The following is a 13,108-nucleotide window of genomic DNA, read 5'->3' as shown; positions in this document are numbered from 1 at the left end:
TGTAAAACCTGTCCCATAGTGCATCCTTCCATTCGGGAGAAAAGACTGCACCATCAAAATCTGGGATCAAACACCTAGATCCATCTGTCACGGCGCTTACGCCTTTGGCGTTTTTCAGCGTTTCGCTCCTTCAGCTTTTGACCTAACGTGATGTTAATGACGTTGGGGGAAGTCAAATGGATAGAAAAGCGAAACGAATTCTTGCAGCTGTTTCTATCCCCTCGTTCTTGATAGGGACCGACTTTACCGGTGCCATGCTGCTTGTGACGCCTATCGAGCAGGAATACTCAGTCGACATCACCACCACCCAATGGGTGCTCAATGCCTACGCACTCACGCTTTCAATGGGTTTGGTGGCAGGTGGCAGGCTCGGTGACATGCTCGGTCATCGCAGATTTGTGCTTATCGGACTTGCCATTTTCCTGTTTGCTTCCCTTGCCTGCATCCTGGCACCCAACGTAACCGCCCTAATCGTCGCCAGAGCGTTACAAGGGATAGGTTCTGCGCTCATCTGGCCCTGCATTCTTGCGCTGGCGGCAACGTCTGTCGAAGAAGACGAACGGGCTCAGGCGATGGGCATCCTGATGGGCACGGTTGCCGGTGGCAACGTACTTGCACCCTTCATCGCCGGCACGTTGGCCGAGTTTGGCGATTGGCGCGGTTTCTTCGTTTTCAATTTGGTTTTTGCCTTGGTCGCCATGATCTTGATTGCGCGATTTATTGAAAAGGAAAGGGAACACAACACTGACGAGGTGGTGGATCTTGCGGGAATGGCCGTCCTCGCGGGCGGAGTTTTCTGCCTGCTTTTCGGGTTGGACGTCGGTGCGGATCACGGTTGGACAGACTGGGTCACGCTTTCGCTGTTTGCAATCGCCTGTGTCCTTTTCGGTTTGTTTCCCTTTATCGAGAAGGCCGTGCAGGATCCGATGATCCCGATGTCGATGATGCGTAATCACCAATTTGTCCGTATGCTTGCCTTGAACGGCCTGCCTGCCATCGTCCTTTTTCTTTGCCTGCTTTATCTGCCTCAATACATGCAAAAGGTTCTTGGCTGGTCGATCTTCTGGAGCGCGATGGGCATGTTGCCTCTGGCTGTCGTCGTCGCGTCGATGAACCTTGCCGTTGGGAACTACTACAATTCCGTTGGGCCCCGAAAACTGATGTCGCTGGGTCACGCCTTCCTGATGGCAGGCTGCGCCGGAATGCTCTTCCTGCAAACGTCCTGGGGCTACCTCGCACTTGTGCCGATCATGGTCTTGGTCGGATTGGGGGGAGGACTCGTCTTTGGTCCGGCCGGGACAGCAGCCGTCAATGCGGTCGGGGCAAAGGGAGCCGGCCTTGCCGGGGGACTGTCCTTCATGTTCCATTTGGGGCTGGGTGCCATCGGCATCGCATTTGCAACGTCGATGATGTTCCTCTCGGCAACCAGAGTGGTCGAGAATGCCCTGGCTGCCGCTGCGATAAAGCTTGGACCTGAGGACGTACACACGCTTGCGGCAGGAACGCTCAAGGATCCAGCCGTAGCTGCGATCATCGACAAATTGAACAGCAAAAATGCAGAGACAGTCACGGCCGCCGTTCGCGACAGCTTTGCTGAAGGATTGCACACGGCCTTCTGGTTCGGCCTCGCAGTCGCCGTCGCCGGTGTCATCGTCTCACTCAGCGTCAATGAGCAAAAACTGAAAACCGAACCGGAGGAGAACTGAGCCAATAGCAGCCTTGACAGGGCTTGCGACGTCTAGTGCTTGTCCAAGGCAGCTGTTCGAATTTGGCTAAGGCTTGCAGCCGGAGTGATCGCTTCCGGATCCAGCTTGAGATGCAAGAATGCCGGTTGGCCGGAAGCCCGTGCACGTTCAAAAGCCGGACCGAACTCTGCGGTGGTTTCGACGGTCTCACCAAAGGCACCATAGCTTTTGGCCAAGTCAGCAAAATCCGGATTGACCAGTTTTGTCGCTGACGGACGGCCAGGATAGGTGCGTTCCTGGTGCATGCGAATGGTGCCATACATGCCGTTGTCGACAACGAGCACGATGATATTGGCACCTTCCTGGCAGGCCGTGCCAAACTCCTGCATGGTCATTTGAAGACATCCGTCGCCTGCAAAACAGACCACTTCCCGATCTGGAAACGCAAGCTTCGAGGCAACAGCGGCGGGAAGACCATATCCCATGGAACCGGAAGTTGGAGCTGCCTGTGTTCCAAACCGGCGAAAGCGGTGGAAGCGGTGAAGCCAGGTTGCATAGTTCCCTGCACCGTTGGTGCAAATGGTGTCGTCAGCAAGATTTGCTTCCAGCCAGTCCATGACACCGGCCATCTGAAGGTCTCCCGGCGTTTGCGGCCGTGCTCCTGACCAGTCGAGATAATCCTGATGCGCGGTTTCGCTTTGACCGGCATTTTTCAACTCGTTCGGGGGCTGCACCCCTTCCAGCGCCTTGGCAAACGCAGTCGGGCTTGCGTGGATTGCAAGCGAGGGAACATAAACTCGGCCGAGCTCTTCAGCATCCGGATGAATATGGACAAGCTGTTGCACCGGAGACGGGATCTCAAGCAACGAATAGGACTGGCTTGGCATTTCGGAAAGCCGGCCGCCGACAAGCAAAATGAGATCGGAAGCCTTGATACGCGCCAACAGTTTCGGATTGATGCCGATCCCGACATCCCCCGCGTAGTTTCCGTGAAGATTGTCGAACAGCATCTGCCTGCGGAAGGAACAGGCGACCGGAAGATCGAAGCGTTCCGCAAAGCGCGTAAAGGCCGCGACCGCGTCTTCTGACCAGCGACTGCCGCCAAGTATGGCAATCGGTCTTTCAGCGGCCCAAAGCCGTTTTTGAAGATCTGCCATTTGCGTGAGGCCCGGGTAGGTCTCGGTCTGGATCCAGGCTGCTGGCTGAGCGACGTCGGCGGTTTCCACGAGCATGTCTTCCGGAAGCGCAAGAACCACCGGACCGGGGCGGCCCGATGTCGCCACGTGATAGGCGCGTGAGATGAATTCTGGAACCCGGTCAGCCTGATCAATCTCGGCAACCCACTTGGCAATTCCGCCAAACATCTGCCGGTAGTCGACTTCCTGGAACGCTTCGCGCTCGCGCATACCGCGTTCGATCTGGCCGATGAATAGGATCATCGGCGTGGAATCCTGCGCAGCAATGTGAACCCCCGCCGAGGCGTTTGTCGCGCCCGGCCCCCGGGTCACCATGCAGATGCCAGGCTTGCCGGTCAATTTCGCATGAGCGTCTGCCATCATTGCCGCACCGCCTTCCTGGCGGCAGACGGTGACCGGGATCGATGCGTCGAAAAGAGCATCGAGAACTGCCAGATAACTCTCGCCAGGGACGCAGAACACGCGGTCGACCCCATACCGTTCCAACGCGCCGACCAACAATTCTCCACCGGTCATCTGGCTCATGTCTTTCAGCTCCCAGTTCGCAACATTCGCTGTTCATTCTATAGCGTAACAAAGATCATGCCGTTAGACGCTGAAATCAGATTAATTGGCAATGAGATCATTCCCAATTGGATTGATACGCATGATGCTTTCCATTTGCTGCGGAGCGTCCTCTTGTCCACACACAAAAAAAGCGCCGGTAAAACGGCGCTTCTGTCACACAAATATGCGGTAAAGCTCAGATCGACAGAACCGTCACCACTTGAAACGTGTGAAGCTCGCCATCTTCGTCCTTGATGGAAACATATTCACCCGGATTAAACGCGTGGGCCCCGAAACGGTAGCCCGCTTCATCGTCGTCATCTCCATCGATGTCATAGTGAAAAGCCCATGATCCGCCCGGACGGTGAATCAGATGGCCGATATCCTCTTGTTCATCACCCCAGAATCGACGTACCCGGCAATGATCACGCTCTTTCTTCCACAAGGCAGCGTCGATATGTCCGGTACCGTCCAAAGGTGCCGTGAACTCGTAGCCATGGCGTGCGGAACCTTGCGGAAACTCTTTGGTCCTGGCCAGGTTGAGCCTGATCTTTTTCAAAGCAGGATGTTCGCTCATGAGAGCCTCCTTTTGCTGACAATCCAGATTATTTGTGACACATCGCTGTCACCTCACATTGAGAAGGATCAAACGCAGCCGTACTGAACCTGGGGCATGGTCTACCGGCAGGCGAGATAAAGGAAACGACATGGTCCATACACAAACCCAGAACAAAGTCTTTGAGTTTCTCATGGGTTTGAAGTCTGACGACCCGGAACGTCCGGATAACAAGCGGATCGACACGCATGCCAACGTCGTTTTTCTTGTCGGCAGCAAAGCCTACAAGGTGAAACGGGACGTAAAATATCCTTTCCTGGACTATTCCACACTCGCGCTCAGAGAAGAAGCCTGCAAGGCCGAAATCACTTTCAACAAACCAAACGCACCGCAGGTCTATCTGAAGGCGCGGGCCATCACTGAAAACGCTGATGGCACACTTTCCTTCGACGGCAATGGTCCCTCTATTGACTGGGCGGTCGAAATGAACCGTTTCGAACGTCGGGACGAGCTGGACGTGCAGGCAGGCAAGGCACCGTTCAGCGATGCGTTGTGCGAAGACCTTGCCGACATGATGCTAGCAGCGCATGACGAGGCTCCGGTGCGTGACGGCGTCGCTTTTTATGAGGAACTCGCCACCTATGTCGAACAGAATGATGCTGCTTTTCATGAGCATCCTGACCTGTTTCCGACAGAAGATGTCCGGCACCTGACGGAGACCTCACGAACCACTCTATCATCCCTGCGGGACCTGATCCTCCGGCGCGGAGACCAGAAGCTCATCCGCCGGTGCCACGGCGATGCGCACTTGCGCAATATCGTTCTGATCCACACTAAGCCGGTGCTGTTCGATGCGGTGGAGTTTTCCGATTCCATCGCAACCGGCGACATTTTCTACGACCTTGCATTTCTTCTCATGGACCTTTGGGAGCGCGGACAGCCAAGTGCTGCCAATCGCGTCTTCAACAGATATCTCGACAAGAGCCGATTGGACGAGCATCCCGAAGGTCTTGCCGCCTTGCCTTTCTTCATGATGATGCGCGCGGCCATACGTTCGAAAATTGCGGCAAGTGCCGCACTCGCGCAATCGGATCCGAACCTTCGGCAAGGCCAGCAGGAGCAAGCCCGGAAGTATTTCCGATATTCGCTGGAGTTTCTGTCGCCGGCTTTGACCCGCCTTGTGGCCGTGGGCGGCCTCTCGGGCACCGGGAAGACCACATTGGCCTATGCACTTGCGCCAACCATCGGCCGTGCACCCGGTGCACGCGTCCTTCGAACCGACGTAATTCGAAAGAAAATCCTGAACATTCCCGAATCCGAGAAAGCCCCGCCTGAGACTTATACGCTGGAGGCCTCCAACGAGGTCTATCATGTAGTCGACGACACCATTCAGTGCATCTTGGCTGCAGGACATTCAGCTATGTTTGACGCGGTTTTTGCGTCCGAAAGCGAACGCCGGCGCATAGAAGATATTGCCAATCGCGTGGAGGCGGACTTCCAGGGCCTCTGGTTGACTGCTCCGGAAGCCACGCTGAAAGAGCGCGTTGCCCAGCGCCTGGATGATGCATCTGATGCAACCACGGATGTGATCGAAAGACAGCTCGGATACGAACTGGGCCAATTGGATTGGCAGGAAGTGTATGCCGGAGGCAGCCGTGAGGAGACTGCGGCACGCGCCCAAGCAATTCTCAGGACAGTCTAGATCCCGACGGCTCTCAGGCCAGCTGCGACCAGAGCCGCGCAGAATACAGCTGCATATTCTTTCTTGAGTTTCACTTGGGCGGCGATGGCCACAACGAGACAAAGCCCGACGGCAATCCCGCCCTTGAGGACGATCGGAAGAATGGTCGACACGATGATTGCGCCCGGCAGTGCTTCCAGGCCGCGCCGAACACGCGGCGTGATCGACAAACGGCCCATGAGCCAATATCCACCGGCGCGCAAGGAATAGGTGACCGCCACCATCCCGATCACGGCAACAACGAACATCCAGTCCGATGGCAGAGCGCCACTTGCTGCGATTGCTTCACTCATCCAGGTAAGCTCCCGCAATGGCACCTGCGACCGCTCCTGTGAAAATGCTCCAATAGCCACCGACCGCAATCCACGTCACCCAGGCGACACCGCCGGCAACAAGCCAGCTGACCGTCTGGCGTTTTCCCTTCCAGAGCGGCACGAGCAGCGCGGCAAAAAATGCGGGCAGGATGACATCAAGACCAAATGCCTTCGGGTCCGTGATAAGACTGCCTGCAAAGTAGCCTGGTATTACCGAAAGCGACCAAACGGCCCAGATGGTCAGGCCGCTTCCGAGGAAAACACCCCAGTCACGCGTTCCCTTTTCATATTGGGAAATGGCCAGCAGCCAGTTCAGGTCGGTCAGGAAGAAGAGAGCTGGGTAGGTTTGATATCCAGGCACTTGCCCGAGCCAGGGCCTGAGGCTTGCCCCGATCAACAGCATGCGCATGTTGACGGCCCCGGTAACGCCGACCATTGCGATCAGCAATCCCCAGGTCAGCGGCTCGTTGTAGACTTCCATTGCAACAAACTGACTGGCACCCGCAAACACGAGCGAATTGATCATCAGTGTTTCAAGGAAGGTCAGTCCCTTTTGTGCCGCAACTGTACCGAATACGGCGCTTAGCGCGATAATGCCGGGGAACACCGGAATGCAGAGCAAAGCGCCCTGAATGCAGCCTTTGAGACTGAGGGTGACATTTTTATCCAGCATTTCTGTCCAAGAATTGAGGGGCGGACCATGCCGCACGAAGAAGGGAGACTATCGCCGATTATCGATCTGAGGACCAATGAATCCTTTTGATCCAACCATCACGAAATCTGCTCGCCGTTCTAAACCAGAACACCATAGATCATGCGAAGTCCGGTAAACCCGAGAAAAAGCGCAAAAACAAGCTTCAGCTTGGAAGGATCGATCGCATGAGCGATTTTCACCCCGAGCGGGGCCGCGAGAGTGGACGCCGGAATGATCAACAGGAAGCCGATGAGGTTCACATAGCCAAGGGAAAACGGAGGACGCCCCTCCACACCCCACCCGAACCAGATTGAGAGCAATGTTCCGGGCACAGCGATAATCAGGCCAATTGCGGCTGCGGTTCCAACGGCCTTTCTGATCGGGTAATTGAACAGCGTTAGGGTCGGCACGCCAAGTGTGCCGCCGCCAATACCCATCATGACCGATATTCCACCGATCAGGAACCCGAGCAACTCCTTAAGCGGCGCACCGGGCAGTTTATCTGCCAGGTGGGAGCCTTCCTTTCGGAACATCATGTTGGCTGACACCGCCAGGGCGACAACCCCAAAGACAAGTGTCAACGCTCCACCGGAAATGTTCCCTGCAAGCGAGGCGCCTGCGATCACACCAATTGCGATCGCCCACCACCAGCGTTTCAGGAGATCCGTGTCGACACTGCCACGTTTGAAATGAGCGCGCGCCGAAGACGTACCGGTCGCCAGGATCGTCGCCAATGACGTTCCAACCGCAACATGCATCAGCACGGCAGGATCGATTTTAAGAGCCGTGAACATGTAGTAGAGAACAGGAACGATCACGATTCCGCCGCCAACTCCAAGGAGCCCGGCAATGATGCCGGCAACGACGCCAGTGGCCAGAAGTGCAAGAGCCAACAGGCCGAGTGACAATAGGCTGAGATCTTCCAAACCAGCGTCCTTGTTGTTCATGTCCCAAGAGCCCGACTTTATTCACCAGGCGTGACACTTGCGATTAGACCAGGCTACATGTTTTTTCCAGCCAAATAACCTGTCATTCCGGCCTATGGGCAACGCTCGGGCTTGAAGTCGAACGCGAATGCAGACAGTGTTCGATGGGAAATGACCGAACGAGGAGGAGACATGTTCGGCCACTGGCTCGCTCTTTATACATTCGCCCAATTTCGCAAGCGGGCGGACGATCCTTCCAATGATGCCTTTTTTTCCAATGAACCAGCTGTCTGGGCCGCGATGGAACGCGCAGAAGGTTTCATTGCCCGTTCCGGATACGAAGACGAGCCCGGAACGCGGAGCTGGGGCGAACAGGTGTTTCCCAAATACTGGATCGACAACGGTGACGGCTGGGCCCCTTCCACCATTTCTCTCTGGCAAGATCTGGATGGTGCACTTGCCGCCGTCTATCGCGGCACACATGCGGAAATCCTGCGCCTTGGCCATTTGTTCGTGAAGGACGCTGAAGATTATCCGGCCTATGCATTATGGTGGGTGCCGGAAAACCATCAGCCGGATTGGGCCGAAGCAGTCGAACGTCATGAGCTTCTAGGCGACAACGGGCCGTCTCCGGATGCATTTACGTTCAAGGTGGCCTTCGATCCCAGAGGCCGCGAACTTATTGTGGATGGTGCCCGCTCAAAAGAAATTGCCGAACGCAATCGATTGCGTGCCGATCTGCCCAAAGCAGTTCAATAAGCACTGTTCAAAAATCAATAACTAATTGTCAATATTTGACGCGATTGTAAAATAAAACATAGCAACGATCTTTAGCCCAACGGCGCATCGGCAAACTCTCCGATGCCAGGAATTGGGAAAGGATCGAGAGATGAACCAACTACTTCGACCATCCGCCGAACGTGGAAACGCGGATTTCGGCTGGCTGAAAAGCAAGCATACATTCTCCTTTGGCTCCTACTACGACCCGAAACACAGCGGTTTTGGCGCTTTGCGAGTGATTAATGAAGACAAGGTAGCTCCGAGCGCGGGGTTTCCGACGCACCCGCACGAAAATATGGAAATTATCTCCTACGTCGTTTCAGGTGCTTTGGAACACAAGGACTCGCTTGGGACCGGTTCGGTCATACGGGAAGGTGACCTTCAAAGAATGAGCGCAGGAACCGGAGTGCGTCATAGTGAATACAATCACTCCGACACGGATCCGGTTCACTTTCTCCAGATCTGGATCGTTCCTGAGAAAGATGGCTTGACGCCCGGCTATGAGCAGAAAACATTTCCCACTGCAGAAAGACGGGACAACCTGAGGCTGATTGGATCCCGGGATGGCCGCCGAGGCTCGGTGGTAATCCACCAGGATGTAGACCTTTATGCCTCGCTGCTATCAGCCGGCAAGAGCGTTGCAATCGAAATTCGGCCTGGACGAAAGGGCTGGCTGCAAATCGTAAAAGGCGCACTTGGTGTGGACGGGCAGACCCTTGCGGCTGGAGACGGGCTCGGCCTGCTCCAGGCTGGCGAGGTGTCACTCGTCGCATCGCTTGACGCCGAGTTCTTGTTGTTCGATCTGTCAGCCTGATTGTGGAAGACGCGGCCACTGCGCCGCGTCTTCCTTTCCCTTTCACCTTGAAAGAATGGGCACCGGTTGACCACTGAGCCAACCGGGCCGCCACTTTCCGTTCATCGTTGCACGAAAGAGGCTTTCCAAAACCCAGAACAGCCTTGAACTTGCGCGTTCAGGCACAATGTTTGCGCTTGTTTCCAACATCCGGCAAATAGACCAAGCTCTTAAAAGACTCATTTCCGAGATTTCAAATAAGCGATCAACGCTGATCGGTCTTCGGCCAACTCGTAGCCGTTAAAACCCATTATTGTGCCAGGAACCAAGTTTTTTGGAGACCGAAGAAATTCATCCAGTTTTTCCTCGCTCCAAATGCGCTCGGCCCTGGCGTATTCAAGCAGTGCCGGCGAATAGCGATCAAATGCAGGATCACTCGCGATCGGCTTACCAACAACATCATCAAGAAGAGGGCCAACTGACTGTTGATTGTCGGAATTGTGGCAAAGTGCACATTGCGCAAAAAGCTGCCTTCCCCTCTCGATCGGGGCCTCAATAGTCACGGCATCGGGTTGGGCGGTGAACCTGGCCCTCATTGCCAGCAACTCTTCCGACTGCACTTCCGACAACCCGTTTCTGACATCCAACATCGCCATGGCCTGGGACCAGGTCATGTCCGCCTCGATCTCTCCAATTTCCGCCCCCAGGTGTGCAACACGGGAGGTGTCGATGCGTTGACCGGACAACGAGGTTTCGAGAACACGCATAAGCTGAGCTCTTACAGCCAAGAACTTTGGAAATTCCGTGGCATTGTGCAGGGCAGCTTCTCTTAGCCGGTTGACCTGGGAAGGAGTGAGGATCTCCATTACCTGTTCAGCAACGACCCCTCGCTTCACGCCATGATTGGAATCTATCCGCAGGGCCACAAAGCCAAAATGCTGACTTGGTTTGCCGACCACTTCGAAATCATTGAGGTCTTGGGATCCGGTTGTCCAACTCAAGAACCTGGCTGAAATATTCACCAGCTCTTTTTTGTCCGCCTTTGAAAGTTTCTTAAATCTCAGGCCGCCAGTACCGTTGCCTTGCTGAGCTTCTCCTGACATGTGCGCCACGCGAATGGCTGTCAGCGTCTGCTTCTGGTCGGCTGAAAGTGTTTGGGCAATGTCTCCAAAAGTTTGTGCAAGCACACGCCCAAGCTCTGCCTCGCGCGCACCATAGTCGCGCCCAAGATCAATGAAGTGCTCCTTGCTTACGGGTTCAAACGCAAGCAACCCTTCCAAGGCACGGTTCATCTCCTGGCGCGCCTCTTGAGCATCTTTCAACGCGTCCATTTGATCGCGTACCAGCGACACCATTGCTGCACGTTGCCGCTCGTTCAATACGGACAGTGTTTCTTGGGCTATCCGGCTCCGCTTGAGACTGTGTCCACTCGCAACCCTTAGTCCCACGAACCCGAAAAAATTGGCCAAGCGGCCAACAGAAATGTAGTCGTTGTTCGCTGAGTTTCCTGTCAGCCAAGTCAACGTTCTGGAAGCGACGGCCTCAGTCAGTCGTCGGTCATCAACTTGAATTTTGCTTATGTCTCGAAGCGCTGTGCTTTCGCCTGGGGCAGCGACGGTACCGGAGGACGCAAACGATAGTGATAGAGCCAGAAGGCTAAGGGTCACAAATATTGCGGTGCTTTTCGACATGGAACTACTCGCGATTAGAGGAGCGATCCCATTAGGTTATAATCGCACCGCGTCGCACACTTATGCCAACGACGGGGCTATCTGTAACAAGTTGTAATTATCGCAGCCACGCAATCGGCGCTCGGCGCGTCGATCCGGCGGGCAGTAAGGCATTCAGTTGAAAATGGTACAGACGAGTGGATTCGACATCCGCCACGCCCAAACCTTTGAAAATCAATAGCTTACAACCACCTCAACTTGATCACCTGTAGCATATCGCTGTAGCAGCAATCAAGTTTTGTAAGACTTAGAACTGTAGGCTATTCAAAACGAGATCCAAGTCCTCTCAAAAGTGCCACACCATTTCAACTTAATAGTTTGCTATATCGACTATGCAGTCTAAGATAGAAAACTCTTCTTTCTTAGCTTATGCGAGTTGTCACATTGGAAGACCTTTTTGAAGACGCACCTTTGACATATGACCCCCGATTTCTTGATGACCATGCAGGTTCGATTATCAAAGACCCTGCCACAGCACTCGTGGAATTGGTAGCTAACTCATGGGATGCCTATGCAACCCGAGTGGATATTACTTGGCCCACCAGTGATCGGGCATTTGAAATCAAAGACAACGGGATCGGCATGAATGAGGCAGAGCTAAATGCTCGCTGGCGTCGCTTCAACTACAACCGTGTCGGAGAATTGGGCGAGTTTACGAATCCTCCGGAGGAACTCAGGGGCTATCGACCTCGGCGTGCATTTGGTCGGAACGGTAAGGGCCGATACGCAGCATTTTGTTTCTCAACTCCGTTCGAAGTCGAGATTGGAAAAGAGGGTGTCAAAAGTCGCTTCCGGCTCGCACGAACACCACAACGGCCTCTACCATTTCAGATTGAGAAATTGAGTGACGACCAAAGCTCTTGGAGAGGCTTCCGTATAATCGGTGTCGAAAGGAGAGCGGCTGGCATTAGCGCTGCAGATGCACGCTCGATACTCAGTACAAGGTTTTTGACAAACCCTGAGTTTGAAGTATTCGTAAACAATCAAAAAGTCACTTTCGAGGATATTCCCGTAGAGGGAGTCGAGACCATTCCGGTGGAGATCAATGCCACTACCACTGTGGAAATGGTAGTCATTGACAGTGAAAAAACTGATCGCACAACGAAACAGCACGGTGTTGCATGGTGGGTCAACAACCGACTTGTGGGTGAATGCAATTGGAAGAACTTCGAAGACCAAACTGTGCTAGATGGCCGCAGAGAGGAAGCGAAAAGATACACTTTCATTCTCAAGGCAGACCACTTGAAGTCTGATGTTTTGGCTGACTGGTCAGGTTTCAAGGTCGAGAGCAAAGACTGGAAGGAAACTCGAACCAGTTGTGAAAATGCAGTTCGTTCCAAACTACTCGCCCTTTCCGCAGCGAAAAGAGCACAAACCAAGACCGAATGGCTAAAGAGTCACCCAAATTTGCACAAATCGCTCTCTAAACGCACGCAAGAACGTCTTTCGGAAACCATCGATAACATCATGGAAAAGTGCCCAAGTCTTGGCACGACGCAAGTGCAGCAAGTCATGGACGTGCTAGCAAACATGGAATTGGCAGAGAGCCAATATGCACTCCTCGAAAAAATGCAAAACATGAAGCCAACCGATATTGATAGTTGGAACGATATTCTCAACCGCTGGACTACAGAGCTCGCCAAAGAGGCTTTGGATGAAGTTGAAAAACGGCTTAGAGTATTGGCGGAACTATCATTGAAAACAGCTGACGAAGACACAAAAGAGGTTCAAGAGTTACAACCTCTGTTTGAGCGAAGTCTGTGGATCTTTGGGCCTCAGTTTGAAAGCATCGAGTTTACTTCAAACAAAGGTATTACCACAGTTATTCGCAATTTGTTTGGGGGCACCGAAAAGGCAGAGAGCATTAGACCAGACTTTGTTATACTTCCTGATAGTTCAATCGGCTTCTACTCACGTCCATACTACGACAATGAAGGGGATCAAAAGGGCTGCGCAGTCCTATCCATTGTAGAACTAAAAAAACCAGGCGTAGAAATAGGCTCTTCTGAAAAGGAACAAGTCTGGAATTACATCAAATCTCTTGAAAAAAGGGGATACATTAGTCGTCAAAGGACTAAACCACTACCGGCTGATGCCGGTAGGATTATCGATGTGCTTCTCAAGGTACTGAAGTACGACATCTTCAG

11 protein-coding genes are annotated in these 13,108 nt (G+C 53.8%); 5 read left to right on the top strand and 6 right to left on the bottom strand.

From position 1 onward, the window contains the following. The first annotated feature begins 176 nt into the window (after positions 1–176). Positions 177–1,706 carry an MFS transporter gene (locus Q0835_RS28290; RefSeq protein ID WP_298966622.1) on the top strand — a complete coding sequence of 510 codons (1,530 nt, stop codon included), beginning with the start codon at positions 177–179 and terminating at the stop codon, positions 1,704–1,706. A gap of 32 nt (positions 1,707–1,738) precedes the next feature. On the opposite strand, the gene Q0835_RS28285 is transcribed toward Q0835_RS28290, so the two are convergent. Continuing rightward, complete coding sequence (locus tag Q0835_RS28285; RefSeq protein WP_298966620.1) at positions 1,739–3,406, bottom strand: thiamine pyrophosphate-binding protein; 1,668 nt, start codon at positions 3,404–3,406, stop codon at positions 1,739–1,741. A 217-nt stretch (positions 3,407–3,623) separates the two neighbouring features. Then, positions 3,624–4,004, bottom strand: coding sequence for a hypothetical protein (locus tag Q0835_RS28280; protein WP_298966618.1), 381 nt, complete (start codon positions 4,002–4,004; stop codon positions 3,624–3,626). A gap of 130 nt (positions 4,005–4,134) precedes the next feature. Here Q0835_RS28280 and Q0835_RS28275 point away from each other — a divergent pair, with 130 nt between their 5' ends. Next, complete coding sequence (locus Q0835_RS28275) at positions 4,135–5,685, top strand: bifunctional aminoglycoside phosphotransferase/ATP-binding protein (protein WP_298966616.1); 1,551 nt, start codon at positions 4,135–4,137, stop codon at positions 5,683–5,685. Here Q0835_RS28275 and Q0835_RS28270 read toward each other — a convergent pair. The 3 genes from Q0835_RS28270 to Q0835_RS28260 all read right to left on the bottom strand — a co-directional run bounded on the left by Q0835_RS28270 (position 5,682) and on the right by Q0835_RS28260 (position 7,658). Continuing rightward, positions 5,682–6,017: an AzlD domain-containing protein gene (locus Q0835_RS28270; protein ID WP_298820954.1), complete on the bottom strand. Its 336-nt coding sequence runs from the start codon at positions 6,015–6,017 to the stop codon at positions 5,682–5,684. The genes Q0835_RS28275 and Q0835_RS28270 overlap by 4 nt on opposite strands. Continuing rightward, positions 6,010–6,711 carry an AzlC family ABC transporter permease gene (locus Q0835_RS28265; RefSeq protein WP_298820956.1) on the bottom strand — a complete coding sequence of 234 codons (702 nt, stop codon included), beginning with the start codon at positions 6,709–6,711 and terminating at the stop codon, positions 6,010–6,012. Before Q0835_RS28265 ends, Q0835_RS28270 begins: the two co-directional genes overlap by 8 nt. 119 nt (positions 6,712–6,830) lie before the next feature. Further along, complete coding sequence (locus Q0835_RS28260; protein WP_298966624.1) at positions 6,831–7,658, bottom strand: sulfite exporter TauE/SafE family protein; 828 nt, start codon at positions 7,656–7,658, stop codon at positions 6,831–6,833. A gap of 171 nt (positions 7,659–7,829) precedes the next feature. Here Q0835_RS28260 and Q0835_RS28255 point away from each other — a divergent pair, with 171 nt between their 5' ends. Then, positions 7,830–8,417 (top strand): DUF3291 domain-containing protein, encoded by a 588-nt coding sequence (locus Q0835_RS28255; RefSeq protein ID WP_298966614.1) that lies wholly within the window; start codon positions 7,830–7,832, stop codon positions 8,415–8,417. 130 nt (positions 8,418–8,547) lie between these two features. Continuing rightward, the gene (locus Q0835_RS28250) at positions 8,548–9,252 is read left to right on the top strand and encodes a pirin family protein (RefSeq protein WP_298820961.1); all 705 of its coding nucleotides are present in this window, start codon (positions 8,548–8,550) and stop codon (positions 9,250–9,252) included. A 218-nt stretch (positions 9,253–9,470) separates the two neighbouring features. Here the strand turns inward: Q0835_RS28250 and Q0835_RS28245 are convergent, their stop codons facing one another. Next, positions 9,471–10,922 carry a c-type cytochrome gene (locus Q0835_RS28245; protein ID WP_298966609.1) on the bottom strand — a complete coding sequence of 484 codons (1,452 nt, stop codon included), beginning with the start codon at positions 10,920–10,922 and terminating at the stop codon, positions 9,471–9,473. Positions 10,923–11,345: 423 nt separating this feature from the next. Between Q0835_RS28245 and Q0835_RS28240 the strand changes: the two genes are divergently transcribed. Further along, positions 11,346–13,108: ATP-binding protein (locus Q0835_RS28240; RefSeq protein WP_298966606.1), on the top strand; the 1,763-nt coding region annotated here is incomplete at its 3' end.

This window comes from uncultured Roseibium sp., assembly GCF_947499295.1.
In the GTDB taxonomy this organism is placed as follows: Bacteria; Pseudomonadota; Alphaproteobacteria; order Rhizobiales; family Stappiaceae; genus Roseibium.
Note: the sequence above shows the minus strand (reverse complement) of the source record. Positions and strands in the feature narration are given on the sequence as shown.

Coding starts and splice junctions, on each gene's coding strand:
- Q0835_RS28255 (WP_298966614.1), top strand. CDS start 7,830: ATGACCGAACGAGGAGGAGACATGTTCGGCCACTGGCTCGCTCTTTAT.
- Q0835_RS28290 (WP_298966622.1), top strand. CDS start 177: ATGGATAGAAAAGCGAAACGAATTCTTGCAGCTGTTTCTATCCCCTCG.
- Q0835_RS28280 (WP_298966618.1), bottom strand. CDS start 4,004: ATGAGCGAACATCCTGCTTTGAAAAAGATCAGGCTCAACCTGGCCAGG.
- Q0835_RS28245 (WP_298966609.1), bottom strand. CDS start 10,922: ATGTCGAAAAGCACCGCAATATTTGTGACCCTTAGCCTTCTGGCTCTA.
- Q0835_RS28285 (WP_298966620.1), bottom strand. CDS start 3,406: ATGAGCCAGATGACCGGTGGAGAATTGTTGGTCGGCGCGTTGGAACGG.
- Q0835_RS28265 (WP_298820956.1), bottom strand. CDS start 6,711: ATGCTGGATAAAAATGTCACCCTCAGTCTCAAAGGCTGCATTCAGGGC.
- Q0835_RS28270 (WP_298820954.1), bottom strand. CDS start 6,017: ATGAGTGAAGCAATCGCAGCAAGTGGCGCTCTGCCATCGGACTGGATG.
- Q0835_RS28275 (WP_298966616.1), top strand. CDS start 4,135: ATGGTCCATACACAAACCCAGAACAAAGTCTTTGAGTTTCTCATGGGT.
- Q0835_RS28250 (WP_298820961.1), top strand. CDS start 8,548: ATGAACCAACTACTTCGACCATCCGCCGAACGTGGAAACGCGGATTTC.